The sequence below is a fragment of the Bradyrhizobium macuxiense genome (assembly GCF_007993935.1).
Taxonomy (GTDB): Bacteria; Pseudomonadota; Alphaproteobacteria; order Rhizobiales; family Xanthobacteraceae; genus Bradyrhizobium; species Bradyrhizobium macuxiense_A.
The window spans coordinates 345813-370135 of the sequence record NZ_VITY01000005.1 but is presented as its reverse complement, the minus strand read 5'-3'; the positions used below and the strand labels follow the sequence as shown (position 1 = coordinate 370135).

Annotated in this window: 26 protein-coding genes and 1 riboswitch; of the genes, 15 read left to right on the top strand and 11 right to left on the bottom strand. The window is 64.7% G+C overall.

Annotated features, from left to right (window positions below; all coding sequences use genetic code 11):
* Positions 1-317: 317 nt before the first annotated feature.
* Positions 318-578: an accessory factor UbiK family protein gene (locus FBZ93_RS16160; protein WP_146986895.1), complete on the bottom strand. Its 261-nt coding sequence runs from the start codon at positions 576-578 to the stop codon at positions 318-320.
* Positions 579-756: 178 nt separating this feature from the next.
* Between FBZ93_RS16160 and FBZ93_RS16155 the strand changes: the two genes are divergently transcribed.
* The 8 genes from FBZ93_RS16155 to FBZ93_RS16120 all read left to right on the top strand — a co-directional run bounded on the left by FBZ93_RS16155 (position 757) and on the right by FBZ93_RS16120 (position 7605).
* Positions 757-1488 carry a dienelactone hydrolase family protein gene (locus FBZ93_RS16155; protein WP_146986894.1) on the top strand — a complete coding sequence of 244 codons (732 nt, stop codon included), beginning with the start codon at positions 757-759 and terminating at the stop codon, positions 1486-1488.
* Between the two features lie 16 nt (positions 1489-1504).
* Positions 1505-1996, top strand: a complete 492-nt coding sequence (locus FBZ93_RS16150; RefSeq protein WP_146986893.1) for a GNAT family N-acetyltransferase — start codon at positions 1505-1507, stop codon at positions 1994-1996.
* A 5-nt stretch (positions 1997-2001) separates the two neighbouring features.
* Positions 2002-2847, top strand: coding sequence for a prolipoprotein diacylglyceryl transferase (gene lgt / locus FBZ93_RS16145; protein WP_146986892.1), 846 nt, complete (start codon positions 2002-2004; stop codon positions 2845-2847).
* Positions 2848-2931: 84 nt separating this feature from the next.
* Entirely contained in the window at positions 2932-3990 is a 1059-nt protein-coding gene (locus FBZ93_RS16140; protein WP_146987058.1) for a class I SAM-dependent methyltransferase, read from the top strand.
* The gene (gene pgeF / locus FBZ93_RS16135) at positions 3987-4754 is read left to right on the top strand and encodes a peptidoglycan editing factor PgeF (protein ID WP_146986891.1); all 768 of its coding nucleotides are present in this window, start codon (positions 3987-3989) and stop codon (positions 4752-4754) included. Before FBZ93_RS16140 ends, pgeF begins: the two co-directional genes overlap by 4 nt.
* Before the next feature lie 74 nt (positions 4755-4828).
* Positions 4829-5761, top strand: a complete 933-nt coding sequence (locus tag FBZ93_RS16130) for a MerR family transcriptional regulator (RefSeq protein ID WP_146986890.1) — start codon at positions 4829-4831, stop codon at positions 5759-5761.
* Between the two features lie 102 nt (positions 5762-5863).
* Positions 5864-6472, top strand: a complete 609-nt coding sequence (locus FBZ93_RS16125; protein WP_146986889.1) for a hypothetical protein — start codon at positions 5864-5866, stop codon at positions 6470-6472.
* Positions 6473-6651: 179 nt separating this feature from the next.
* Positions 6652-7605, top strand: coding sequence for a ribose-phosphate pyrophosphokinase (locus FBZ93_RS16120; protein ID WP_028344316.1), 954 nt, complete (start codon positions 6652-6654; stop codon positions 7603-7605).
* 161 nt (positions 7606-7766) lie between these two features.
* Here FBZ93_RS16120 and FBZ93_RS16115 read toward each other — a convergent pair whose 3' ends face one another.
* Together FBZ93_RS16115 and FBZ93_RS16110 are read right to left on the bottom strand one after the other, a co-directional pair.
* The gene (locus tag FBZ93_RS16115; protein ID WP_146986888.1) at positions 7767-8573 is read right to left on the bottom strand and encodes an SDR family NAD(P)-dependent oxidoreductase; all 807 of its coding nucleotides are present in this window, start codon (positions 8571-8573) and stop codon (positions 7767-7769) included.
* A gap of 201 nt (positions 8574-8774) precedes the next feature.
* Positions 8775-9356, bottom strand: coding sequence for a 6,7-dimethyl-8-ribityllumazine synthase (locus FBZ93_RS16110; RefSeq protein WP_146986887.1), 582 nt, complete (start codon positions 9354-9356; stop codon positions 8775-8777).
* Positions 9357-9435: 79 nt separating this feature from the next.
* Positions 9436-9589: riboswitch (FMN riboswitch) on the bottom strand.
* A gap of 443 nt (positions 9590-10032) precedes the next feature.
* On the opposite strand from FBZ93_RS16110, the gene FBZ93_RS16105 reads away from it, so the two are divergent.
* Both FBZ93_RS16105 and proC read left to right on the top strand, forming a co-directional pair.
* A complete protein-coding gene (locus FBZ93_RS16105; protein ID WP_016844492.1) occupies positions 10033-10533 on the top strand; it encodes a YbjN domain-containing protein in 501 nt (166 codons plus the stop codon).
* A 166-nt stretch (positions 10534-10699) separates the two neighbouring features.
* A complete protein-coding gene (proC, locus tag FBZ93_RS16100) occupies positions 10700-11530 on the top strand; it encodes a pyrroline-5-carboxylate reductase (protein WP_146986886.1) in 831 nt (276 codons plus the stop codon).
* A gap of 158 nt (positions 11531-11688) precedes the next feature.
* Here proC and FBZ93_RS16095 read toward each other — a convergent pair whose 3' ends face one another.
* The 5 genes from FBZ93_RS16095 to FBZ93_RS16075 form a co-directional block, all read right to left on the bottom strand.
* A complete protein-coding gene (locus FBZ93_RS16095; RefSeq protein WP_146986885.1) occupies positions 11689-12099 on the bottom strand; it encodes a thioesterase family protein in 411 nt (136 codons plus the stop codon).
* A 154-nt stretch (positions 12100-12253) separates the two neighbouring features.
* On the bottom strand, positions 12254-12457 hold the full coding sequence (locus FBZ93_RS16090) for a tautomerase family protein (RefSeq protein WP_018269806.1): 204 nt from the start codon (positions 12455-12457) through the stop codon (positions 12254-12256).
* A gap of 113 nt (positions 12458-12570) precedes the next feature.
* Positions 12571-14085 carry a histidine--tRNA ligase gene (gene hisS / locus FBZ93_RS16085; protein ID WP_146986884.1) on the bottom strand — a complete coding sequence of 505 codons (1515 nt, stop codon included), beginning with the start codon at positions 14083-14085 and terminating at the stop codon, positions 12571-12573.
* Between the two features lie 72 nt (positions 14086-14157).
* The gene (locus FBZ93_RS16080) at positions 14158-14622 is read right to left on the bottom strand and encodes a YegJ family protein (RefSeq protein WP_246667519.1); all 465 of its coding nucleotides are present in this window, start codon (positions 14620-14622) and stop codon (positions 14158-14160) included.
* A 253-nt stretch (positions 14623-14875) separates the two neighbouring features.
* Positions 14876-15955, bottom strand: a complete 1080-nt coding sequence (locus tag FBZ93_RS16075) for a branched-chain amino acid aminotransferase (protein ID WP_146986882.1) — start codon at positions 15953-15955, stop codon at positions 14876-14878.
* A 331-nt stretch (positions 15956-16286) separates the two neighbouring features.
* Here FBZ93_RS16075 and FBZ93_RS16070 point away from each other — a divergent pair, with 331 nt between their 5' ends.
* Genes FBZ93_RS16070 through FBZ93_RS16060 form a run of 3 tightly spaced genes read left to right on the top strand, consistent with a single transcriptional unit; the run spans position 16287 to position 18955 of the window.
* Entirely contained in the window at positions 16287-16835 is a 549-nt protein-coding gene (locus tag FBZ93_RS16070; protein WP_050424914.1) for a MarR family winged helix-turn-helix transcriptional regulator, read from the top strand.
* A 20-nt stretch (positions 16836-16855) separates the two neighbouring features.
* A complete protein-coding gene (locus FBZ93_RS16065) occupies positions 16856-17560 on the top strand; it encodes a response regulator transcription factor (RefSeq protein ID WP_433995416.1) in 705 nt (234 codons plus the stop codon).
* Between the two features lie 9 nt (positions 17561-17569).
* Complete coding sequence (locus FBZ93_RS16060) at positions 17570-18955, top strand: ATP-binding protein (RefSeq protein WP_146986880.1); 1386 nt, start codon at positions 17570-17572, stop codon at positions 18953-18955.
* 68 nt (positions 18956-19023) lie between these two features.
* On the opposite strand, the gene FBZ93_RS16055 is transcribed toward FBZ93_RS16060, so the two are convergent.
* The 3 genes from FBZ93_RS16055 to FBZ93_RS16045 all read right to left on the bottom strand — a co-directional run bounded on the left by FBZ93_RS16055 (position 19024) and on the right by FBZ93_RS16045 (position 22767).
* On the bottom strand, positions 19024-21210 hold the full coding sequence (locus FBZ93_RS16055; protein ID WP_246667506.1) for a TonB-dependent siderophore receptor: 2187 nt from the start codon (positions 21208-21210) through the stop codon (positions 19024-19026).
* 682 nt (positions 21211-21892) lie between these two features.
* The gene (locus FBZ93_RS16050; RefSeq protein WP_146986878.1) at positions 21893-22423 is read right to left on the bottom strand and encodes a DUF3617 domain-containing protein; all 531 of its coding nucleotides are present in this window, start codon (positions 22421-22423) and stop codon (positions 21893-21895) included.
* 44 nt (positions 22424-22467) lie between these two features.
* Entirely contained in the window at positions 22468-22767 is a 300-nt protein-coding gene (locus FBZ93_RS16045) for a hypothetical protein (protein WP_146986877.1), read from the bottom strand.
* Positions 22768-22933: 166 nt separating this feature from the next.
* Here FBZ93_RS16045 and FBZ93_RS16040 point away from each other — a divergent pair, with 166 nt between their 5' ends.
* Together FBZ93_RS16040 and FBZ93_RS16035 are read left to right on the top strand one after the other, a co-directional pair.
* A complete protein-coding gene (locus FBZ93_RS16040) occupies positions 22934-23410 on the top strand; it encodes a hypothetical protein (protein ID WP_146986876.1) in 477 nt (158 codons plus the stop codon).
* Between the two features lie 113 nt (positions 23411-23523).
* Positions 23524-24210, top strand: coding sequence for a ribonuclease T2 family protein (locus FBZ93_RS16035; protein WP_433995413.1), 687 nt, complete (start codon positions 23524-23526; stop codon positions 24208-24210).
* Positions 24211-24323 lie beyond the last annotated feature (113 nt).

Here is a 24323-nt window from a genome sequence, read left to right as displayed (position 1 = left end):
AAGTCCTTGTATTTAAAAAGTTAAAGGCCGCAGCGCGGCCCATGCTCAGGTCCACAGCAAGCCTCCAGGGGTGCGGGGGCCGCGGACGTGGCGGGCTTTTAGCCCCAAAGGGCCGAAATGACAAGGAAATGAAGGAAATTTTCTTGCTTCACCCTCCCCTGGAGGGGGAGGGTCGGACCGCATGCAGCGAAGCGGAATGCGGGCCGGGGTGGGGTGATCTCTCAACACGGGCACTGTTCGGGCGGAGGGACTTTCACCCCACCCCGCCGCTCATTGCATTCGCGGCGACCCTCCCCCTCCAGGGGAGGGTGAAGACATCAGCCCGCTGAACCGCCGAGCTTGGCTTCCAACGCGGCGATCCTCAGTTTCAGCGCCTCGTTCTCCTCGCGCGCCAGGCGGGCCATGTCCTTGACCGCCTCGAACTCCTCGCGCTTGACCACGTCGAGGTCGCGCAGAATCCGTTCGGCCTGGTTGCGCATGACCGTGTCGACCTCGCGCTTGACGCCCTGGGCGGCGCCTGCGGCATCGTTCATCAGACGGCCGATCTCATCGAAAAACCGGTTGCTGGTCTGGGTCATCTCGCAAAACTCTCCGCGTTCACTGGCTTGCGCTCAAGACAATGGCGATCCCCGCCATCCGGTTCAAGTCCGCCGCGAATGGCAGGCCTCCCGAGCGCTTGCCTTGTCATGCTCCGGTTTCCTTGCAATCGTATGAACTCACAACAGAAATCGCACACATAACGCGAGCAGAAACGCCATGATCGAAGCGACCGTCGAGATCCCGACCAAGGACGGCAAGACCACCACCTTCATCACCCATCCCGAACGCGGCGGCCCCTTCCCTGTCGTCATCTTCTACATGGATGCACCGGCGATCCGCGAGGAGCTGCGCGACATGGCGCGCAGGCTCGGCACGTCGGGCTATTATGTGATGTTGCCGAACATGTATTACCGCGCCGGCGTGATGGAGCTCGGCCCGATCAATCCCGATCCGGAATCACCCGAGCGCAAGCGCATGTTCGAGCTGATGCACTCGCTCGACATTCCGCTGGTCATGGAAGACACCAAGGGCCTGCTCGCCTATGCCGGGACCCAGAAGGCCGCCAACACCAACATCATCGGCACGGTCGGCTACTGCATGAGCGGCCGCTATGCGGTGAACGCCGCGACGCATTTCGGCGATCGGGTCAAGGCCGCCGCCTCGATCTACGGCACGCATCTGGCAACCGACCAGCCGGACAGCCCGCATCTCGCCGCGCAGAAGACCAGAGCGGAGCTCTATTTCGCCTGCGCCGAGACCGACATCTACGCGCCGGCGGAGATCATCGAGCAGGTGAAGGCGGGCATGAAGGGCTCGAACAACGAGGTCGAGATCTATCCCGGCACCCATCACGGCTTCGCCTTCCCCAAGCGCCCGGTCTATGACCGCGACGCCGCCGAACGCCATTGGGAGCGGCTGCTCGCGCTCTACCGCCGCAACCTGGTCTGAGGCCCGAAGAATTGGGATGGCGGAGGACGCGCGAATTCGAGACTACCGAAGCTCCGACGCCGACGAGGTGAACCGGCTCGCGGTTGCCGCCTTCGACCAATTCCGCGACGCCTTCGACGATTGGCCGGCGATGCGCGCCGGCCTGTCGCGAACCTCCGAGCTGAGTTCCGGCGGCGAGATCATCGTCGCCGATCTCGGCCACCGGCTTGCCGGCGCGGTCGGCTATTTCGGGCCCGGCGTCAAAAAGGCCGCATTCTTCGATCAGGCATGGCCGATCATTCGCATGCTGGTCGTCGACCCGGTCGACAGGGGCAAGGGACTCGGGCATGCGTTGACGTCGGAATGCTTCGCCAGAGCGCGGCGCGACCGGTGCCGGACCATCGCGCTTCACACGAGTCCCATCATGACGATCGCCCTGCCGATGTATCTGAAGATGGGCTTCAGCAAGGTCCATGACGCTCCGCCCATTCATGGCGTGCCCTACGCCGTCTACACGAAAGCGCTCTGATCCCGATGCCGCTCCTGCTGATCGACTTTCCGGTGTTCAACCCCGTCGCGCTCGCGCTCGGGCCGATCGTGATCCGCTGGTATGCGCTGGCCTATATCGTCGGCATCGTGCTGGGCTGGGTCTACGCCCGCTCGCTGATCAAGAAGGATCGGCTGTGGGGCGAGCCAGCGCCGATCACGCTGCCGCAGCTCGACGATTTCATCCTCTGGGTCACCATCGGCATCATCGTCGGCGGCCGCACCGGCTATGTGCTGTTCTACAATTTGCCTTTCTTCATCGAGCACCCGTCCGAAATCCTCGAACTGTGGAAGGGCGGCATGTCGTTCCACGGCGGCTTCCTCGGCTGCGTCGCCGCGGTGATGCTGTTTGCCCGCCGCAACAACATTTCGATCCTGTCGCTCGGCGACATCACCACCGCGGTGGCGCCGATCGGGCTGTTCCTCGGCCGGCTCGCCAATTTCATCAACAGCGAATTGTGGGGCCGCCACGCCGACCCGAGCCTGCCCTGGGCGATGATCTTCCCCAATGGCGGGCCGCTGCCACGCCATCCGAGCCAGCTCTACGAGGCCGGCCTCGAGGGCATCGTGCTGTTCACGGCGCTGGCGATCATGATCCGGATGGGTGCACTCAAGCGGCCCGGCTTGATCCTCGGCAGCTTCATTGCGATCTACGGCATTGCCCGGATCATCGGCGAGCACTTCAGGGAGCCGGACCCGCAGCTCGGATTCCTGTGGGGCGGACTAACCATGGGGATGCTGCTGTCGGTGCCAATGATTATTGTCGGCGCTATCATCATCACGGCCGCCGTTCGCCGCAGGGCCAACGGGCCGGCACCGACAACTCCAACCTGAAGCAAGTTCATTCCAAGGAAGGCCGTGAGCGAACCCTCCCCGCTGCTGGATGAGATCAGGAAGCTGATCAAGCTGTCCGGGCCGATGCCGGTCTGGCGCTACATGGAATTGTGCCTGATGCATCCGCGCTACGGCTATTACCTGTCGCGCGATCCGCTCGGCCGCGAGGGCGATTTCACCACCGCGCCCGAGGTCAGCCAGATGTTCGGCGAACTGCTCGGGCTGTGGAGCGCATCGATCTGGCGCGCGATCGGCTCGCCGGAGACGCTCCGTCTGATCGAGCTCGGGCCCGGCCGCGGCACCATGATGTCCGACGCGCTGCGTGCGCTGCGCGTGCTGCCGCCGCTCTACCAGTCGCTCAGCATCCATCTCGTCGAGGTCAATCCGGTGCTGCGCGAGAAGCAGCAGGCGACGCTGACCGGCGTGCGCAACGTCACCTGGCACGACAGCATCGACGATGTGCCCGAGGGACCGGCCGTCATCCTCGCCAACGAATATTTCGACGTGTTGCCGATCCACCAGATGGTCCGCCGCGAGACCGGCTGGCACGAGCGCACGGTCGGGATGGACGCCAATGGCAACCTGTATTTCGCGCCCGCCCCTGAGCCGACGCCGCACTTCGAGGTGCTGCTGCCGCCGCTGGTGCGCGCCGCGCCGCTAGGCGCCGTGTTCGAATGGCGGCCCGACAACGAGATCATGAAGCTCGCCACGCGGGTGCGCGACCAGGACGGCGCCGCGCTGATCATCGATTACGGCCATCTGCGCAGCGACGCCGGCGACACCTTCCAGGCGATCGCGCGCCACAGCTTCGCCGACCCGCTGAAGAACCCCGGACAGGCCGACGTGACCGCGCATGTCGACTTCCAGGCCCTGGCGCGGGCCGCGGAGGACGTCGGCGCGCTGGTCCACGGGCCGGCGACGCAGGGCGACTTCCTCAAGCGCCTCGGCGTCGAGGCCCGCGCCGCCGGACTGATGGCGAAGGCGAGCCCCGAAATGTCCGCCGACATCGCCGGCGCGCTGAGGCGGCTGACCGATTCCGGGCGCGGCGGGATGGGCTCGATGTTCAAGGTCATGGCCATCTCCGACCCGCGCCTCACCTCGATCGCGGGCCTCAGCGATCAGCCTGACGAGACCGAACAATGACATTGGGATCACCACTGCTGTCGGCCATTCCAGGCCTGCGCCACGCCTTTTTCTCGCGCGAGGGCGGCGTCTCCGAGGGCATCTATGCCGCGCTCAACGGCGGGCTCGGCTCGCACGACGATCCGGCCAAGGTCGCGGAGAACCGGCGGCGCATGGCAGCGCAACTCGGCGTGCCGCTCGATCACCTGATCAGCGTGCATCAGGTTCATTCGCCTGACGTCGCTGTCGTGGATAGCCCCTGGAACGGCGCGCCGCGCCCGAAGGCGGACGCGCTCGTCACGCGCACCGAAGGCCTTGCGATCTCGGTCACGACCGCCGACTGCGGCCCGATCCTGTTCGTCGATCCCACTGCGCGGGTGATTGGCGCGGCGCATGCCGGCTGGAAGGGCGCGCTGACCGGCGTGCTGGAATCGACCATCGATTCGATGGAGAAGCTCGGCGCCGAGCGCGGTGGCATCGTCGCCGCGATCGGCCCGTTGATCCGCAAGGAATCCTACGAGGTCGGAAACGAATTCGTCGAGCGCTTCATCGAGGCCGATGCCGAGAACGGCATGTTCTTCATGCCCAGCGAACGCGACGGCCACGCGATGTTCGATCTCGCCGGCTTCATCCGGATGCGGCTGGAGAATGCCGGCGTGCTGATGATCGACGACCTCGGCATCGACACCTATTCCGACGAGCGCTGCTTCAGCTACCGCCGCTCCGTGCACCGCAAGGAAGCCGATTACGGCCGGCACGTTCACGCCATCGCGCTGAAAGGCTGACGCCGGGTATCCTCTCGATATTTGTGCGACAAGCGGCTTGACTCTCCACCTGCTGGAGACCGGACAAGCGGCGCATGACACAACGCACCTACAGCATCGGCGAGGCGGCACGGCTCAGCGGAATCAGTGTCCGCAAGCTCCGCTTCTATTCGGACCAGGGATTGCTGCCGCCGGCCGGCCGCACCGCGAGCGGCTATCGCGTCTTCACCGACGACGAACTGGTTCGCATCGACCTGATCCGCTGCCTGCGCGATGCGGGGCTCGGTCTCGACGCCATTCGTGAGGTCCTGAGCAAGGAGCTCTCGCTGGTCGAGGCGCTGAAGCTCCGCCTCGAGACGCTGGAAGCGGAGATCGCGGCGCAGCGCCGCGTCGCCTCGGCCCTGCGGGCTGCGTTGCGTTCACCGCAACTCACCGAAGCAGATTTGAGGAGATTCCTGACCATGACGCAGCTGTCCCGCACTGAACGCCGCAACGTCGTCGAACGCTTTTTCGAGAAAGTATCCGACGGCATCAACATCGACCGGAAATGGATCCGGCAGATGATCGAGACCAGCGTCCCCGAATTGCCCGACGAGCCGACGCCGGAACAATGCGATGCCTGGATCGAGCTGTCGCAGATGCTCAGCGATCCCACGCTTGTCGCCAACATGCGCGCCAACGCCGAGGACGTCTGGAATCATCACGTGCTGGACCTCACCGCCTGGCAGCAGGCCAACGAGGCCGTGCTGGCGAGAGCCAAGGAGATCATCGCGCGCGGCCTCGCGCCGGATTCGGAAGCCGGCCAGGCGCTGGCGCGCGACTGGCTGGAAACGTCGGCACGATTGCTGAAGCGAGAACCTGACCTCGACTTCCGCAACTGGATTCGCGGCAAGTATGCGCTGCACGACGCCCGCGCGGCGCGCTATTGGGAGCTGGTCGCCATCATGCGCGGGCAATCGCCGGACGCGAGCCCGAACCGCGAGTGGGCCTGGATCACTGCAGCGATGCGGCACCATCTCTCTGACTGAACAGGGAAATCCGAAACCTCGTGGCGCGGCCTCCGGATCGGTTAAGGGCTGTGGCCGTCCTGCCCTAGACGTTAAGCCGTTTTAACGATATCGCAGGACGCAATGAGGGAAGCGTCAAACCACCAGTTTCAAACTGGGACAGCCGTGCGTGCCGCGCTCGCAGCCACTTGGCTCGCGATCGCGTGTGCGCTCGGCGGCTGTGCGGCCGGCGGCAATGTTGCCGACTCCTATGCCATGGCCACCCCGGCGAGCAGCGGCGCAACCGTCGCGTTCGAATCGATCGACGGCCCGCCGCCCCAGGTGTTCGACCGCATGGTCGGCGTGCTCGACAGCGAATCCAAGCTGCGCAGCCTATCGATCGTGTCGCGCGAGGGCAGCGCGTCCTACCGCGTGCGCAGCTATTTGTCGGCGCAGGTGGTGCGCGGCCGCACCATGATCGCGTGGGTCTGGGACGTCTACGACAGCAACCAGCAACGCGCGCTCCGCCTCTCCGGCGAGGAGCCCGCCGGCAAGGCCGGCCGCGACGCCTGGGCCGCCGCCGACGATCTGGTGCTGCGCAAGATCGCCCAGGCCGGCCTCAGCGGCCTCTCCAGCATGATCAATGGCGGCCCGGCCCCCGCCCCGGCACCGGAGCTCCGTGGGCCGGCGATGGTCAGCGCCCCGGCCGCCGCTGCGCCCGAGACCGTGGCACTCAGCTATTCCGCCAACTAACCCCCGGTATCTCCCGGGGAAATGCGTTTTTTGCCCAGGAAAACCGCGGCGAAGGCGACCTAATGGGTTGCCAGCGGAGCCGCCTGCCTGATATTCCCTCGCGCACCGAAAACCCGCCGGTTCTGTAAGGACTTGAGATGCTGAACGTCGTATCCAGCAAGGCGCGGGGGGAAGCATCGATGTCGGCAAAAAACGGATCAATCAAGCTCGTCGCCGGCAACTCCAATCCTGCGCTGGCGCAGGACATCGCCAAGGGACTTGGCATCGAATTGACCAAGGCCGTGGTCCGGCGCTTCGCCGACATGGAGATCTTCGTCGAGATCCAGGAGAACGTCCGCGGCTCGGACATGTTCATCCTGCAGTCGACGTCGTTTCCGGCCAACGACAATCTGATGGAACTCTTGATCATCACCGACGCGCTGCGCCGCTCCTCGGCGCGCCGCATCACCGCGGTGGTGCCCTATTTCGGCTATGCCCGGCAGGACCGCAGGTCCGGCTCGCGCACCCCGATCTCGGCCAAGCTCGTCGCCAATTTGATCTCGCACGCCGGCGTCGACCGCGTCATGACGCTCGACCTGCATGCCGGCCAGATCCAGGGCTTCTTCGACATCCCGACCGACAATTTGTTCGCGGCGCCCTTGATGGTGCGCGACATCAAGGAAAAGTTCGACCTCGCCAAGGTGATGGTGGTGTCGCCCGACGTCGGCGGCGTGGCGCGTGCGCGCGGCCTCGCCAAGCGCATCAACACCCCGCTGGCGATCGTCGACAAGCGCCGCGAACGCCCCGGTGAGTCCGAGGTGATGAACGTGATCGGCGACGTCGCCGGCTACAACTGTATCCTGGTCGACGACATCGTCGACTCCGGCGGCACGCTGGTGAACGCCGCCGAGGCGCTGATCGCGCACGGCGCCAAGGAAGTCTCGGCCTACATCACCCACGGCGTGCTGTCCGGCGGCGCCGCCGCACGCATTGCCTCGTCGCGGCTGAAGGAGCTGGTCATCACCGACTCGATCCTGCCGACCGAAGCCGTCAACAAGGCGCCGAACATCCGCCAGATCTCGATCGCCGGCCTGATTGCCGAAGCGATCGGCCGCACCGCGGCGGAAGAGTCGGTGTCGAGCCTGTTCGATTAGAACCAATACTAGCCGTCGTCCCTGCGAAAGCAGGGACCCATAACCACAGGCCGCCGTTATGGCGCAAACCTGTGGCCGCAGCTTTCGCAATCAATAAACATTCGTGGTTATGGGTCCCGGCTCAAGGCCGGGACGACACCGAGTGTGTGGATGCGGCGTCCTTAAAATCCCGGCCGCGGCACATGGCTCATCAGCGTCCGCGCGTAGCCGCCATCGACGATGATCTCCTCACCATTGACATAGGACGAGCGGTCGCTGGCCAGGAACAGCGTCGCGTCAGCCATATCCTGCGGCGCGCCGATCCGGCGCATCGGCACCACGGCAGTGCGGCGCTCGGTAACCCCGGGCGTATCGTAGAACGCCTGGCTCATCGGCGTGACGACGAGGCCGGGGCTGACCACATTGCTGCGGATGCCGTGCGGCCCCCATTCGGCGGCGAGCTGCTGCGAGAGCATCACGACACCGGCCTTGCTGACGCTGTAAGCGCCGCTCTGCCCTTGCGCGTTGCTGGCGGCGATCGAGGCGATGTGGATCAGGCTACCGCGCCCGGCTTTGCGCATCTGCCGGCCGAACACCTGCGCGCAGATGAAGTAGCCGGTGAGATTGATCGAAAGCACCGCGTTCCACTCGGCAAGCGGCAGCGTATCGAGCCCACCGGGACGCAGCACCGCGGCGGTGTTGACGAGGATATCGCAAGAACCAAGCGTGCGCGCGACGGCGTCAGCGGCGGCCGCGACGTTATCCTCGCTGGTGGTGTCGCAGCTTGCGACGAGATGACCGTCGCCGAATTCGCGAAGCTTGGCCTTGGTCTCCGCCAGCCCGTGCTCGTCGCGATCGAGCGCAGCGACCTTGGCGCCGGCGCTCGCGAAGCTGACCGCGGTGGCGCGGCCGATGCCGCCGCCTCCGCCAGTGACGACGGCAACGCGACCCGACAGGCCGAGCCAGTCGGAAGAATGTTGTTCGGTCATGGGCGCCTCCCGCGCATTCAGATTTATGCCGGCAAGCATAACCGAACGCGCGGCGCGCGAGAGCGATCCCGGCACGCATGCCGGAATCGCTTTGGCGTCAGGGCTTGAGCGCTTGGTGCTCTTGTTATTTGCGCATGATCTTTTCGGAAAACCGCTTCACACTTTGCGCTAACGCGGCCCTCCGGGTCCGGATCATGCGCGTTAGCCAGGTATCCCCGCCGCGACCTGGCCGCGCAAACGTTCCAGGCTGAGCAGCGTGTTGGCGCAGGCTTCCGCGACCTCGATTCCCTTGATCACGAAGTGCTTGCGGAAGAAGTCGTAATGCACCTCGGTCTCGTGGAATTGCTGCGGCGTCAGCACGGCCGAGAACACCGGCACCTCGGTGCGCAATTGCACATCCATCAGCGCCTTGATCACGGTGTCGGCGACGAATTCGTGGCGGTAGATGCCGCCATCGACAACGAGCCCGGCCGCGACGATCGCGGTGTAGCGGCGCGTCTTCGCCAGCAGCTGCGCGTGCAGCGGAATCTCGAACGAGCCCGGCACCTCGAACACGTCGACATTGGTGATGTGACGCGCCTCGATCTCCTTCAGGAAGGAGATGCGGCATTCCTCCACCACATCGCGATGCCAGGACGATTGCACGAAGGCAACCCGCTGTGGCTTTGCGAAGTGCGGATGCTCCGGCGCCGGCGGATTTGCCGGCGTGTCGGGAGCGCTTTCTGCTTGGGAGGTTTGGACTTCAGTGTCTTGAACTTCAGTGTCTTGCAACATCTGATTCATGGCTTTCCTCTTTCAGGACCAGAATCAGGGCATACGGACAACGACACGAGCCCACGCGAAAAATCGCGTTGGCTGCCGCAACCGTTCTCTTTCATCCGGACTGTAACCGTCGGCTTCGGAATTGCACCGAATCTGCTGACCCTTCTCCCGGCTTCGCGGAAGAAGGCGCTCGCGGGCTTGGGCTCATCACCCTTACCGCCGGTGGGGATTTTCACCCCGCCCTGAGAACATCGGCACGCCCGGGATGGACGTGCCTGAGACGAAATATGACCAAACCGCGACAGCCGGGCAAGGCCTTTGGCACGGGGAAACGGCATGTCCCCATGAGCGCGCCGCGGCTCTTGCAGAGTGGTGTGAGCGCCGGAAAGGCTGATTCACGCGTGCGGCGAAGCGCCGGCAAATGGTTAACAAATCGTTTACCGACCACGATGATTCCGATTTGTTCGCAAAATCACAAGTGTGGCGGAGATCAGCTGTGGACGATGCGCGCTTTGGCTGTGGACGGACTCGGCGTGCGGTTGCGCGGATTCCGCAAATCACATCACTTCATCGGCGTCAGGTCCAGGGGCATCCGGAAGCCCGGTCAAGGAACTGCACTCGGCCACGACGCAGTATGTCGCAAGTGCCGGCTTCCGTGTGCGTATCAAGCGATCATAAGAACAAGGTCCGAGACGGCATGTCCCTCCTCGAAAGCATTATCGATTCCCGGAACAACCCGCTTGCGGTGGTCGAGGATATCGCCACCGACAACAACTGGGCGTTCGAGCGTTCCGGCGAAGACGAGGTGACGATCGTCTCCAAGGGAGACTGGATCGACTATCAGCTCTCGTTCACCTGGATGGGTGAGATCGAGGCGCTGCATCTCGCCTGCGCCTTCGACATGAAGATGCCGCAGGCGCGCCGCGCCGAGGTGCAGCGGCTGGTCGCTGCGATCAACGAACAATTGTGGGTCGGACATTTCGATCTGTGGACCCACACCGGCATGGTGATGCATCGTCAAGCGCTGGTGCTGCCCGGCGGCCTCACCGCCTCCACCGCGCAATGCGAAGCCATGGTGGTCAACGCGATCCACGCCTGCGAGCGCTACTATCCGGCGTTCCAGTTCGTGGTGTGGGCCGGCAAGTCGACCGCCGAGGCGATGGCCGCCGCGATGTTCGATACCGAGGGTGAGGCGTAAGGGCATCCGCATACTCAGTGTCGTCCCTGCGAAAGCAGGGACCCATACTCCGCGGCCCCAGTGGTTGAGCAAACTGCTTGTGGCTGGCGTCACGCTTCACTAGAACCGCCTGTGGTTATGGGTCCCGGCTCAAGGCCGGGACGACACAGAGTTTGCGGAGCCACCTGTGAGCACATCCAGCAGCGCATTGACGAACACTTCCGGCACCATCGCGCTTGCGGGCGCGGGCAAGATGGGCGGCGCCATGCTGACCGGCTGGCTCGCGCAGGGCCTTGCGCCCAAGCAGGTCGCGGTGATCGATCCGTATCTGTCGCCGGAGATCTCGGCACTCGCCGCGAAGGGCGTGCGGCTCAATCCGCAGGCGACGGAGCTCGGCACGGTCGACACGCTGGTCGTCGCGGTGAAGCCGCAATCGTTCCGCGACGCCGGCGCTGCGCTGAAGGCGCTGGTCGGCCCCTCGACGCTCGTGGTCTCGATCATGGCCGGCACGACCATCGCAGCGCTCGAGGAAGTGGTGGGCGGCGCGGTGGTGCGCGCGATGCCGAACACGCCGGCGGCAATCGGCCGCGGCATCACGGTCGCGGTGCCGTCAAAGCGCGTCACCGCCGCGCAGCGCGCCATGACCGATGCGCTGATGAAGGCGACCGGGCTCGTCGAATGGGTCGACGATGAGAACCTGATGGACGCGGTGACGGCGGTCTCCGGCTCCGGCCCGGCCTATGTCTTCCTGCTCGCCGAGGAGCTGGCTCGCGCCGGCGTCGCGGCCGGCCTGCCCGAGCAGCTCGCAACCACGCTGGCGCGCGCGACCGTCGCCGGCTCCGGCGAGCTGCTGCACCGCTCGGATCTGCCGTCGGCGACGTTGCGGCAGAATGTCACCTCGCCCGGCGGCACCACCGCTGCTGCGCTCGAGGTGTTGATGGCGAATGACGGCCTGCAGCCGCTCATGATCCGCGCCATTGCCGCGGCAACGAGGCGCTCGAAGGAATTGGCGAAGTAGTTTCTCGCCCACACCATCACCCCTTGTCCCGTCACCCTGAGGTGCGAGCGGAGCGAGCCTCGAAGGGTGCACGGCCCGTGGCCCATCCTTCGAGACGCGCTACGCGCTCCTCAGGATGACGCCTGAACAAGTGGCTCAGAGCACATCAAAGAGGGCGTTCATTGCGCTTGCGCCGACGTTCCGGCAAGACGCTTATTAAAACTCTCGACATTGATCAGGCCGCGGACGTGGCGGCCTTCGCCGAGCTTGCGCGTGCCCTCGAACGCCTCGACCTCGAAGCGGATCACGCGGCGCTCGACCGCGATCACTTTTGCGGTGGTGCGTACCGTGGCGCCGACGAGTGCAGCGGCAAGGTGGCGGATATCGACCTCGGTGCCGACCGTGACCCAGCCGGGCTGCAACGCGCCACGGATCGCATCACCCGACGCCATCTCCATTTCGAGGATCATCATCGGCGTCGCATAGACCATCGGCATGCCCGGCACGAAATGCCCGACCGTGCGCTCCGGCGGCACCACGAGCATGCGTTCGGCGCTCATGCCGATCTTGATGAAGTCGCGTGCGTCCATTGGTGCCTCAAAACAGCTGTCGTCCCGGCGAAGGCCGGGACCCATAACCACCAGTGCTGATCGTTAGAAGCTGGGGCCCCAGCGAGTCTAACAACCGGGCATCGGTGGTTATGGGTCCCTGCTTTCGCAGGGACGACTCGTGGAGAAAGCCGGGTTATTTCTTCGCCGCGGCCGCGCGCTCGACGAACGACTTGCCGCCCTTCATCTTGTGATGCAGCGGCGCTTCGTTGATCTGGATCACGACCGCGTCGGCATCGACGCCGAGATTCTTCACCAGCGCCTGGGTGATGTCGCGCATCATGCCGAGTTTCTGCTCGTCGGTGCGGCCGGCGGCCATGCTCACGGTGATCTCAGGCATTGGAATGTCTCCCTGGTTGTCGTTGACGCGCAAGCCGGTCATTTGCCGGTCTGGCGGGCGCTGCATCTTTTTGAAGATGGATGCGCGGGTCAAGCCCGCGCATGACAAACCAGCTATCCCCACGCTACGCCATGCCGCGCGAGGACTTCGCGGACTTTCGCGACCAGATCGGCCTCCGCGCAGGAAAACTGCGCCGGACGCGTTTCGCGCCATTCCTGGTTGGAGGCGATCGCAGCCGCCGCCTTGGCACCCTCGATCAGATCCTTGATCTGCACCTCGCCGCGCGCCTTCTCGTCAGAGCCCTGGATGATGACGCAAGGCGAATTGCGGCGGTCGGCATATTTGAGCTGGTTGCCCATGTTCTTCGGATTGCCGAGATAGAGCTCGGCGCGGATGCCGGCCTGGCGCAGCCGCGCGACCATCTTCTGGTAGTCGGCGACGCGGTCGCGATCGAACACGGTGACGACCACGGGGCCGAACTCGGCCTGCGTGTCGAGCTGGCCGAGCATGGTCAGCGCCGCCTGCAGGCGCGACACGCCGATCGAGAAGCCGGTCGCGGGCACCGGCTCGCCGCGGAAGCGCGACACGAGGCCGTCATAGCGGCCACCACCGCCGACCGAGCCGAACCGCACCGGGCGGCCCTTCTCGTCCTTGGTGTCGAGCAGCAGCTCAACTTCGTAGACCGGGCCGGTGTAGTATTCGAGCCCACGAACGACGGTGGGATCGATGCGGATGCGATCCGCGCCATAGCCGGACGCCGCCACCAGCTTGGCGATCTCTTCAAGCTCGCTCACGCCGGCTTGACCAACCGCACTCTTGGCAAGGTAGGTCTCGGCCGCAGCGATCGCCTGTTTCCAGTCGTCGCGCTGCTGCGTGACGGCCAGCACGATATCGGCATCCGCCGGGCTCAACTCAGCGCCCTTGGTGAAGTCGCCCTTGCCCTCTTCACCGCCATCCCATCGTCCGGGACCGAGCAGCTTGCGAACCTCGTCGGCGGGAAACTTGTCGAGCTTGTCGATCGCACGCAGCACGGTGAGCCTGCGGCCTGCATTGTCGTCGCCGCCGAGGCCGATCGCCTCGAGTACGCCGTCGAGCACCTTGCGGTTGTTCACCTTCACGACATAGGAGCCGCGCGGAATGCCGAGCGCTTCCATCGTGTCGGCCGCCATCATGCAGATCTCGGCATCGGCCGCCGGCGTCGCCGAGCCGACCGTGTCAGCATCGAACTGCATGAACTGACGGAAGCGGCCGGGACCCGGCTTCTCGTTGCGGAAGACATAACCGAAACGATAGGACCGGTACGGCTTCGGCAGCGCGTCGAAATTCTCCGCGACATAGCGCGCCAGCGGCGCGGTCAAATCGTAGCGCAGCGAGATCCACTGCTCGTCATCGTCCTGGAACGAGAATACGCCCTCGTTGGGACGGTCCTGATCGGGCAGGAACTTGCCGAGCGCGTCGGTGTATTCCATCGCCGGCGTCTCCACCGGCTCGAAGCCGTAGAGCTCGTAGACGGCGCGGATCTTCTCGACCATCGCCCGCGTGGCGTTGATCGCGGCCGGGCCGCGATCTTCCAGCCCGCGCGGCAGGCGCGCCTTCAGTTTCTGGGGTTTTTTGGGTTTTTCGGCCATTGGCGGCATTTATCAGTGGACGCGCAAAGCGGCAACCCGCTCTGCGCCCCGCCGCGGCTAAAACGCCGGCCTTTAAGGCTGCTCCATCCGCGCGCGAAGCGCGTCGGCGTCGGCCTTCGGCATCGATTTCAGCAGCGGCTTGATGGTCTCGCCGCCGACGATCTTGCCGTTGCGCATGAACATCCAGTCCGAGATATCGGCCTCCTTGAACTCGACGAGGTCGCCGGCCTGCTTGCCCGGCAGGTCGCGCGGCTGGTTGGCGAACCGGCCAGCATAGCCGCCGTTCGGCAGTTTCTTCACCTCGCGCATCCAGATGTGCTCGCCCTCATTGCGATGGGTCGGAAAGCGGACCTTCAGGGAGTGCTGGGTCTCGGACGGCTTTGGCGCCTCATAGGAGGCCCAGAATGCCGGAAGCGTCTCGCGCGCATGGGCGATCGCGGCATTCATCTCCGGGTCGGCCGTGCGAACATCGATCACGGGCGAGCGGTCCTCCGCGCGCACGGTGCTCGTTCCGGCGAACGCGAATGCAGCCGTCATCAGCACGGCAGAAGTCAGACGTGTTACGAGAGTTTTGGTCATTTCATCACGTGAGTTGAGATTGCTTGAAGCGATAGGCGAGACTTTGTCGCGCGCTCGCGGCAGCCCGTTCATGCGATGACGGCTGATAGCACGGAAAAATGACGAACGAAGCGAAGGGTCGGCGTGCTTGCTGGAGTTCCAAAGCAAAGCGCCTCTTCCCTGCACAGGAAGAGGCGCCAAATTGATACCCGTCAGCGGTGGACCCGCAGTGTCAGGCGACGTTTCTGATCCAGTTATGCGGGTCGTTGGTGCGACCGTACTGGATGTCGACAAGCTTCTTGCGCAGGCCCATGGCCACAGGGCCGGCCACGCCGCCGCTGATCTGGAAATCGCCGCTCGCCGAGCACACCTTGCCGATCGGCGAGATCACGGCCGCGGTGCCGCAGGCGAACGCTTCCTTCAGCTTGCCGCTGGCGGCGTCGGCGCGCCACTGCTGGATGGTGTAGAGCTCCTCGCGCACGCGCGTGCCGGCATCCTTGGCGAGCGCGATGATCGAGTCGCGGGTGATGCCGGGCAGGATGGTGCCGAGCGGCGGAGTCAGCAGCGAGCCGTCGTCGAACGCGAAGAAGATGTTCATGCCGCCGAGCTCCTCGATGTAGCGGCGCTCGACCGCATCGAGGAACACGACCTGGTCGCAGCCGCGCTCGATCGCCTCCGCCTGCGCGCGCAGGCTGGCGGCATAATTGCCGCCGCACTTGACGGCGCCGGTGCCGCCGATCGCGGCGCGCGTGTAATTCTCCGACACCCAGATCGACACCGGCGCGGGACCACCCTTGAAATAGGAGCCGACCGGCGATGCGATCACCGAGAAGATGTATTCCGCCGACGGCTTCACGCCGAGGAAGACCTCGCTCGCGATCATGAATGGCCGCAGATAGAGACTGCCCTCGCCGCCCGGGATCCAGGCACGATCGATCCGCACCAGCTGCTCGACCGCGTCGATGAACACATCCTCGGGCAGCGGCGCCATCGCCATGCGCTCGGCCGAATCGTGGAAGCGGCGGGCGTTGGCGTCGGGACGGAACAGGTTCACGCCGCCATCATCGCGCCGGTAGGCCTTGAGACCTTCGAAGATTTCCTGGGCGTAGTGCAGCACCGCGCCGGCCGGATCGAGCGGGAAATTCGCGCGGGCCTCGACGCGGGCGCTGTGCCAGCCCTTGCCCTGGCTGTAGCGGACGATCGCCATGTGGTCGGTGAAGACGCGGCCGAAGCCCGGGTCCACGAGCTTCGCCGCGCGATCCTTGTCGGAGGTTGCATTCGGCGAAGGCTGGATGTCGAATTTCAAAGTCATTTTTCTTGCTTTCCGCTGTCGGAACCGGCGCCATACCGGGCGCCGGCCTGTTTCCCCCGGAGCCACCAGGCTCGGCTGGCCCGGACTTCACCACCACCGGCCGCACGGGCCGGTTTCCATCTCCAACATGCCGTTTAGACATGCTTTTGCGGAATGCTGAAGTCCAGTATGTTTGCCGAAATGCCGCTCGACAATCGCACGGTAGTCCAATTTGCGGCCCAAACCGCCTCACAGGCTCTTGCAGGCCGACTCAAACGCTGTCGGGAACGAAACGACCTAATGTTTCGTCGTGACAGGCAGTTTTGTAACATTGAACCCAAGATACGTCAATATGACTGACATAAATTTCTCAGGCATGGCAGCCAAGCCCGATTCGCAGGGAGACGATCACGCTCCTGCCGCGGGCGGACGCGACCTGCGCTGGGACATCATCGAGCTGCTGTTCTTCGCCTACCGCGACTTTGTCGGCGACGCCGACCAGGAGCTGGAGGCATTCGGTTTCGGCCGCGCCCACCACCGCGTCATCCACTTCGTCACCCGCTATCCCGGCCTGAAGGTCGCGGACCTGCTCGACGTCCTGCGCATCACCAAGCAATCGCTCGGGCGCGTGCTCAAGCAGCTCTTGGACGAAGGCTACATCGTGCAGAAGACCGGCAACAACGACCGCCGGCAGCGCCTGCTCTACGCCACGCCGAAGGGCGAGGCGCTGGTCGCCAAGCTCGCAGGGCTGCAGACCGACCGCATCAACCGCGCGATCGCCGGCATCGATCCGGCCGGCGTCGAGACGGTTCGCCAGTTCCTCCGCGCGATGATCGACCGCGACGATCCTGACAAGGTGCTCGAAGCGATCTTCGGCGGCGGCAAGAAAACAAGGGAGTGAACCTGGTGCAGGCTGCAACCATGATGCGCGCGCCGGTCGAGCCGGCCGACGACGCGCCGCACCTCCTGCTGGTCGACGACGATCGGCGTATTCGCGACCTGTTGTCGCGCTTTCTGTCCGGCGAAGGCTATCGCGTCACGACGGCGATGAGCGCCACCGACGCGCGCGCCAAGCTGCTCGGGCTGCATTTCGACCTGCTCATCCTCGACGTCATGATGCCCGGCGAGAACGGCTTCGACCTCGCCCGTTTCATCCGCACCTCCTCCACGGTGCCGATCATCATGCTGACCGCCCGCCATGAGGCGGAGGCCCGCATCGAGGGCCTGCAGATCGGCGCCGACGACTATGTCGCCAAGCCGTTCGAGCCGCGCGAGCTGGTGCTGCGCATCGGCAATATCCTCAAGCGCACTGCGCCGCCGCAGGTCACGGTGGTCGAACAGATCGCGTTCGGCCCCTACATCTTCCACATCGAACGCAGCGAGCTGCGTCAGGGCGAGGAGATCATCCATCTCACCGACCGCGAGCGCGAGATGCTGCGGATCCTCGCCAGCGCGCCCGGCGAGACCGTGCCGCGCGCCGAGCTGACCTCCGGCGGCACCGTCAACGAACGCGCGGTCGACGTGCAGATCAACCGCCTGCGCCGCAAGATCGAGCACGATCCCGCCAATCCGCTGTTCCTGCAGGCGGTCCGCGGCATCGGCTATCGCCTGGTCGCCTCGCCGTAAAGATACCGCATGAGCACGCTCGATTCCGGCCTGACCCTGATCAAGAACGCCTCGCAGCGCGTCTCGAAGGCGAACGGCTGGATGGGCAATGCGTTCAAGAGCTGGATGCCGACCGGCCTCTACGCCCGCGCGCTGCTGATCATGATCGTGCCGATGGTGATCCTGCAGACCGTGGTGGCGTTCGTGTTCATGGAGCGGCACTGGAATACGGTGACGCGGCGCCTGTCGGCCGCGGTGGTGTCCGACATCGCCGCGCTGATCGACGTCTACAAGAATTACCCGCAGGACAAGGACCGCGCGCAGCTTCGCCACATCGCCCAGAAGCTGCAGCTGGTGGTCGACTTCCTCCCCGCCGGCGACATGCCGCCGCCGGGGCCGAAGCCGTTCTTCTCGCTGCTCGACCAGACCCTCTCGGTGCAACTCGGCCGCCAGATCAGCCGTCCGTTCTGGATCGACACCGTCGGCAAGTCCAATCTGGTCGAGATCCGCGTGCAGCTCGACGATTCCGTGATGCGGATCTTCGCCCAGCGCAGCGCAGCCTACGCCTCGAATTCGGAGATCTTCATCTTCTGGATGCTTGGCACCTCGACGATCCTCCTGATCGTCGCCGTGCTGTTCCTGCGCAACCAGATCAAGCCGATCCTGCGGCTCGCCGACGCCGCCGAGAGTTTCGGCAAGGGCCGCGAGGCGCCGAACTTCCGGCCGCGCGGCGCGCGCGAGGTGCGGCGCGCGGCACAGGCCTTCATCGAGATGAAGGCGCGCGTCGAGCGCTCGATCGAGCAGCGCACCGCGATGCTCGCCGGCGTGTCGCACGATTTGCGCACCATCCTGACCCGCTTCAAGCTCGAGCTCGCGCTGATTGGTGAAGGTCCCGAGATCGACGCGATGCGCAAGGACGTCGACGAGATGTCGATGATGCTGGAAGACTACCTCGCCTTCGCGCGCGGCGATTCCGGCGAGGTGGCGCAGCCGACCGACATGGCGATGGCGCTTGAGGAATTACGCAGCGACGCCGAGCGCAACGGCCACACCGCGACCGTCGCGTTCCACGGCCTGCCCGTCGTCACGGTGAAGCCGGCCTCGTTCAAGCGCTGCCTCGCCAACCTCGTGTCCAACGCGGCGCGCCATGCCAACACGATCTCGATCACCGGCCAGCGCGACCACCGCTATCTCAACATCACGGTCGACGACGACGGCCCCGGCATCCCCGCCAACATGCGCGAGGAAGTGTTCAAGCCGTTCCTGCGGCTCGATGACGCCCGCAACCAGGATGAAGGCGGCACCGGCCTCGGACTGGCAATCGCCCGCGACATCGCCCGCTCGCATGGCGGCGATATCATGCTCGGCGAAAGCCCGATGGGCGGCCTGCGGGCGCAGGTGCGGGTGCCTGTCTAGCATCGCGTTTTCGAGCGAACTGGACGCCGGTTCGCGTGAAGAAAACGCGTCCAAACAACAAGCCAGAGCTACCAGCGGTAGGACAAGGTGCCGATCACCTGACGCCGTTCTCCGGCATAGCAGTAGCCGGACTGGCAGGTCTGATAGCGCGTGTCGAACAGATTGGTGGCATTGACGCGCATGGTGGCGCCGAGGAAGCGCCGGTCGAGCTTGGCCAAATCGTAATCGATCACGGCATCGAACAACGTCGTCGCCGCATTCTGGAACGTGTTCTGGTCGTTGCCGAAGTTCGTTCCGATATAGCGGACGCCGAGACCAAGCCCGAGCCCTTCGACCGGAACGCCGGACTGGAAGGTGTATTTGCCGAAGGCGGCGAAGGAATTTCTCGGAATGCCGGAGAGCTCATTGCCGGTCGTGTCGGGATTGCCCTGCGTGATCACGACGTTGAGATGGGTGTAGGCCGCGGTGAGATCGAAGCCCTGCTTGAGCGCCAGCTTCGCCTCGAGCTCCACGCCTTTGGACTCGACCTGCCCGGTTGCGGCCTGGAAGGCCATGTTGCCGGGATCAGTGCGCAAGACATTGTCCTGCGTGATGTCGAACACCGCAGCGGTCAGCAGCACCGGAAGCTGCGGCATCTGGTACTTGATGCCCACCTCCTTCTGCTCGCCGGCGGTCGCCTTGAACGGCGATCCCGATGCGTCGACGCCGACCTGCGGAGCAAAGGACGTCGCGTAGCTGACATAGGGCGCGATGCCGTTGTCGAAGACGTAAGCGAGGCCCGCGCGGCCGGTGAAGGCGTTGGCTTTCTGCGTCGACGGCACGCCGTCGAGACCTGCCGTCGTGGTTTGCGACACCCAGCTCTGACGGCCATTGAGCGTCAGGATGAAGCCGCCGAGCCTGGCCTGCTCCTGCGCATAGAGGCCGACCTCGTCGGTCGACTGCTTGTTGAAGATCGAGAATGCCGGCGTCGCGATCGCCTGGGCGCCGTAATTCATGGTCAGGAGATTGAGATCGGGAGCTGCTCCGTAGCCGATCTTGTCGTTGTAGTAGGCGTGCCCGTAATCGACGCCGAACAGCGCCGTGTTCTTGATCGCGCCGAGATTGAACTTGGCCTCGGCCTGATTGTCGAGCGTCACGGTGTTGAAACGATCCAGGATCCGCCAGGCGGAGCGCGACGCGAGATTGGTGCTGCTGTCGATCGAATCGATCTGGGTGTATTTCGCGTCCGTGTCGACCTGATAGAAGCGGAAGTTCTGCCGCACCGTCCACACGTCGTCGACATGGTGTTCGAACGCATAGCCGATGCGATACTGCTTCTGATCCATGGCGCTGAAGGCCGGATCGTTCGAGTAGATGTCGGTCAATCGTCCGTCGGGCGTGCGGAAGTTGCCGATGCTCGCGGCGGTCCGGCTGCTCTGATATTCGCTCAGGATCGTGAACGACGTATCGGCATCCGGCCGCCAGGTCAGCGCCGGCGCGATATAGGCGCGATCATCGTCGTTGCCGGGATACCAGGTCTTTGCGTCACGGAGCAAACCGGTGAGCCGGTAATACAGCTGATCGCTGCCCGGCACCGGACCGCCGATATCGAAGCTGCCCTGGTAGCGATCGTAGGTGCCGCCTTGCAGCTGCACCTCGCCGAACGCCGTCAACGGCGGTCGCTTGGTGGTGACGTCGACGATGCCGCCGGGAGAGCCAAGACCATAGAGGCCCGAGGCCGGGCCGCGCAGGATCGACACGCTGTCGAGACCGTAAGGCTCGATCTTGGGAATCGCGAAGTTACCGCCGCCCTGGCGCAGGCCGTCGCGATAGATCCCGGTATAGGTCGCATCGAAACCTCGAATGTAGAAACTGTCGAACCTGGGATCATAGCCGAACGCCGTGGTGGTGACGCCAGGCGTGTAACTGACGGCGTCCTTGAGCGTCTGAACGTTGCGATCCCTGAGCTCCTTCTGCGTGACGACTGAAAGCGACTGCGGCGTCTCGATCAGCGCCGTGTTGGTCTTGGTGCCGGCCGTGCTGCCGGTCGCGACGTAACCGGTCGTCGTACCGATCGCGCCGGCTAAGCCCGGCGACCGCGGAGCCTGGCTCTGAGCGGGCGCCGCAACACGACTGCGTCGGCTCGCCGCGACCGCGCGCGAAGACCTGGTGTTCTGACTTGAAGCAACTGCACTGCGCTTCCTTGCAGCGCCGGGTTGATCCACCGTCACCGCCGGAAGCACATTTGCATCGTTCTGCGGAGAGCCGGTTTGCACCTGAGCGCTCGCGACGTATGCGCCGACTGGCGCAAGCATGACCGAACCGAGAAACGCTGCGTTGATCGCAGCCGTTGATCCGAGCAAGCTGCGCCTGCTCCGATACGAAGCCATTCCCACCGAACACATCCCCCAGACTGATCTCGATCGAGCCTGCGTGTTCGTCATTGCGCGGGCATCGACTGGGGCGGACTTCTATCGGCGAGAAGAGCGAAATTCCACACGTGCAAAATAGAATCGCTTGAAGCGCGGACGACGCGCGACATTGGAGCGATTCAAAAACGACACATTGTCGCAGCACCTATCAGCACGGAGAGCAAGCAATCAGCACCAAGCAGTCGATGCGCATCTTCGCTCTCTCGGATTGCTCGCGAGATACAAGGCGCCCTCTCGACGATGTTGATTGCATCCTGCAATGCTCACGCGTTGCGCAGTCGCGCGCGACATCTTCGATCCGTAGTCCGCGTCATTGCACGCTGACGGCTGGCGCGAACCAGCGGAGGTGACGGATCTATCCTCGTCATTGCGAGCGAAGCGAAGCAATCCATCGCACGGCGTACGCGGAAGCATGGATTGCTTCGTCGCTATCGCTCCTCGCAATGACGGGGTGAACAGTGTCGCAACCTCTCGGCATGAGAGGCGATGCATTCAGGCGCGCGGCCGCAACCGGAAGCGCTGCGCCTTACTTCTGCTTGGGCAGCAGGCCCTTCAGCTTTTCCATGTCCTTGATGTTCATCTTCATGCCGCCGGGCATGATGATGTCACCGGGCTTCTGGTCGCTCTTGCAGGCGCCGAGCCATTTCGCCTCGATGGTCATCGTGGTGTCGCGGGAGCCGGCCGCGCCGCCCTCGGCATGGGAGGTGCTCTTCACCGTGTAGGCGGAATTGAAATCACCGACGATCTCGGCATGGCTCTGCATCGACATGCCGGCGACGCTGCACACGCTGTCGCTGACATAGCCGGTCGCGGTCTTCTGGACGTCCTGCTTGGAGCAGACTTCCTTGGCCATCGGCGAGGCCGCCGCGCTCATCTCCTTGTCGGTGGTCTCGTCGGTGCAGTGCTGCATGGTGATTTCCGGCATCGGACCGCCGGTCCGCACCATCTTCATCTCCCACAGACCGGCCTTGCGGATCGGCAGGTCCACGGCGCTTGCGGCGCCGGCCGACAGGACAAGGCAAACGGCAGAGCCAAGCAAGGCAAGCTGTCGGGTCATGCGGCTAGCTCCCGGCTGAACGATCGAAGGATTTGAGGGCGCGCTCAGTAGAGCGTGCGCACCGGCCTCTGCGCCGAGCCATAGGGTACCCAGCGGCAGGCGAAGGAGATGTAGCCGCCCGGATAGCGCTGCACCGCAAGGAACTTGGCGACCTTGCCATAGGAGGCGCAGTGATCGACGGCGAGTTGACGGGCGTCGGTCTGGGTCGCCAGGGTATAGGCGATGATACCGCCGGTATCATTACCCTTGAACGGCGGCACCGGCTGCATCCAGTCGGCTTGCGCCGGACCGACGGCCAGCATCCCGCAAACGGCAACCAGGCACGCAGCCAATTTCCTTCGCATCGCAGACTCCATTTCGCTGGATGCCAACATAGAGTGCGCCGGCGACGGTGAAAAGAACGAGCCGGCAGCTAAAGGTGGACTTCTCGGCAGGTGTTGCCGCGTTGCACTTGACCTTGCCGGGGCTTCACGGCACCGTCCGCCGCATCGGATAATCGGGTGGATTCCCATGCGCAACCTGTTCAACTCCCGCAACAAACTCGGCCGCACGCTTGGCCTCGGCGCCGCACTCGTGGTCGGCACGCTGGCCTTCGGGGGCACGGCCCAGGCCGCCAATCCGTTCGAGCTGAATTTCTGGCTGTCGGGCCCGCGCTACGACGGCAATGTCGCCCCGTGCGAGAAGGCCCTGGCGGCCATCAGCGATCAATTCCACGAGAAGGAAGCCACCTTCTGGAATTCGCCGCTCGTCATCACCGGCTTCAGCGGGGTTCACGAAACCGCGTTCCGGCCCTGGCAGGCCGACAATATCCCGCGCCGCTATTGCTCGGGTGACGCGCTGCTGAGCGACGGCAAGGTGCGCAAGGTTCACTATTCGATCATCGAGGACGGCGGCTTTTCCGGCTTCAACCAGGGCGTCGAATGGTGCGTCGCCGGGCTTGACCGCAACTGGGCCTATAATCCGTCCTGCAAGGCCGCGCGGCCCTGATCTCCGACCGGATTAGTAAAACAGAAGCCGCCGCCATTCAGCCGGCGGCTTTTTGTTCTTGAAATGTTCCGGTAGCCTGCTAGGCTCCGAACGGTCGCGTGAGGGAGCGTTTGATGCCTCGGTTGGTCACAATTTCCCGATTTTTGATTTCGATTGCCTTTGTTCTGAGCGGAGCGGTGGCGGCTTCGGCCCAGGATCGCCGCCAGAATGCGCCGGGCGAGTTCGATTTCTACGTGCTGTCGCTGTCCTGGTCGCCGTCGTTCTGCGAGGCGGCGAGCGAGCGCGGCAACAACGGCCGCGGCACGCAGGCGCAGTGCGGCGGACGGCCCTACTCCTTCGTGGTGCACGGCCTGTGGCCGCAATATGAGCGCGGCTTTCCGGAATACTGCCAGCGCCCCTCGCCGCGGCTCGCCCGCAACATCATGACCTCGATGCTCGACCTGATGCCGGCGCCCGGACTGATCTACAACGAGTGGGACAAGCACGGCACCTGCTCCGGCCTCGGCGAGCGCGCCTATTTCGAAGCCATCCGCAAGGCCCGCGCCGCGGTGAAGATCCCCGAGGAATTCCTGCAACTGTCGGAGCCGAAGACGGTCGCGCCCGACGAACTCGAGACGGCGTTCATCAAGGCCAATCCCGGGCTCAGCAACTCCGCGATCTCGGTGACCTGCGACAGCAAGCGGCTCAGCGAAGTGCGGATCTGCCTCAGCAAGGATCTGCAATTCCGGTCCTGCGAGGAAATCGATCGCCGCGCCTGCCGCCGCGATCAGGTGCTGATGCCGCCGGTTCGCGGCGGCTGAAGCCTGCTCCACGTCATCGCCGGGCGGACGCGTGTCGTCGCGCGGAGCGTCCCGGTCGTCGACGCCGTCGCGAAACCGGCGAGACGAGGCGCAGATGCCCGGGAGCCGGCTGC

Coding starts and splice junctions, on each gene's coding strand:
- FBZ93_RS16080 (WP_246667519.1), bottom strand. CDS start 14,622: ATGACGGCTGCATTCGCGTTCGCCGGAACGAGCACCGTGCGCGCGGAG.
- FBZ93_RS16045 (WP_146986877.1), bottom strand. CDS start 22,767: ATGCGAAGGAAATTGGCTGCGTGCCTGGTTGCCGTTTGCGGGATGCTG.
- FBZ93_RS16060 (WP_146986880.1), top strand. CDS start 17,570: ATGAGCACGCTCGATTCCGGCCTGACCCTGATCAAGAACGCCTCGCAG.
- FBZ93_RS16160 (WP_146986895.1), bottom strand. CDS start 578: ATGACCCAGACCAGCAACCGGTTTTTCGATGAGATCGGCCGTCTGATG.
- FBZ93_RS16125 (WP_146986889.1), top strand. CDS start 5,864: ATGAGGGAAGCGTCAAACCACCAGTTTCAAACTGGGACAGCCGTGCGT.
- FBZ93_RS16130 (WP_146986890.1), top strand. CDS start 4,829: ATGACACAACGCACCTACAGCATCGGCGAGGCGGCACGGCTCAGCGGA.
- FBZ93_RS16090 (WP_018269806.1), bottom strand. CDS start 12,457: ATGCCTGAGATCACCGTGAGCATGGCCGCCGGCCGCACCGACGAGCAG.
- FBZ93_RS16075 (WP_146986882.1), bottom strand. CDS start 15,955: ATGACTTTGAAATTCGACATCCAGCCTTCGCCGAATGCAACCTCCGAC.
- FBZ93_RS16095 (WP_146986885.1), bottom strand. CDS start 12,099: ATGGACGCACGCGACTTCATCAAGATCGGCATGAGCGCCGAACGCATG.
- FBZ93_RS16070 (WP_050424914.1), top strand. CDS start 16,287: ATGACTGACATAAATTTCTCAGGCATGGCAGCCAAGCCCGATTCGCAG.
- FBZ93_RS16140 (WP_146987058.1), top strand. CDS start 2,932: ATGCCGGTCTGGCGCTACATGGAATTGTGCCTGATGCATCCGCGCTAC.
- FBZ93_RS16155 (WP_146986894.1), top strand. CDS start 757: ATGATCGAAGCGACCGTCGAGATCCCGACCAAGGACGGCAAGACCACC.
- pgeF (WP_146986891.1), top strand. CDS start 3,987: ATGACATTGGGATCACCACTGCTGTCGGCCATTCCAGGCCTGCGCCAC.
- FBZ93_RS16065 (WP_433995416.1), top strand. CDS start 16,856: ATGATGCGCGCGCCGGTCGAGCCGGCCGACGACGCGCCGCACCTCCTG.
- hisS (WP_146986884.1), bottom strand. CDS start 14,085: ATGGCCGAAAAACCCAAAAAACCCCAGAAACTGAAGGCGCGCCTGCCG.
- FBZ93_RS16110 (WP_146986887.1), bottom strand. CDS start 9,356: ATGAATCAGATGTTGCAAGACACTGAAGTTCAAGACACTGAAGTCCAA.
- FBZ93_RS16040 (WP_146986876.1), top strand. CDS start 22,934: ATGCGCAACCTGTTCAACTCCCGCAACAAACTCGGCCGCACGCTTGGC.
- FBZ93_RS16115 (WP_146986888.1), bottom strand. CDS start 8,573: ATGACCGAACAACATTCTTCCGACTGGCTCGGCCTGTCGGGTCGCGTT.
- FBZ93_RS16050 (WP_146986878.1), bottom strand. CDS start 22,423: ATGACCCGACAGCTTGCCTTGCTTGGCTCTGCCGTTTGCCTTGTCCTG.
- lgt (WP_146986892.1), top strand. CDS start 2,002: ATGCCGCTCCTGCTGATCGACTTTCCGGTGTTCAACCCCGTCGCGCTC.
- FBZ93_RS16150 (WP_146986893.1), top strand. CDS start 1,505: ATGGCGGAGGACGCGCGAATTCGAGACTACCGAAGCTCCGACGCCGAC.
- FBZ93_RS16105 (WP_016844492.1), top strand. CDS start 10,033: ATGTCCCTCCTCGAAAGCATTATCGATTCCCGGAACAACCCGCTTGCG.
- FBZ93_RS16035 (WP_433995413.1), top strand. CDS start 23,524: ATGCCTCGGTTGGTCACAATTTCCCGATTTTTGATTTCGATTGCCTTT.
- FBZ93_RS16120 (WP_028344316.1), top strand. CDS start 6,652: ATGTCGGCAAAAAACGGATCAATCAAGCTCGTCGCCGGCAACTCCAAT.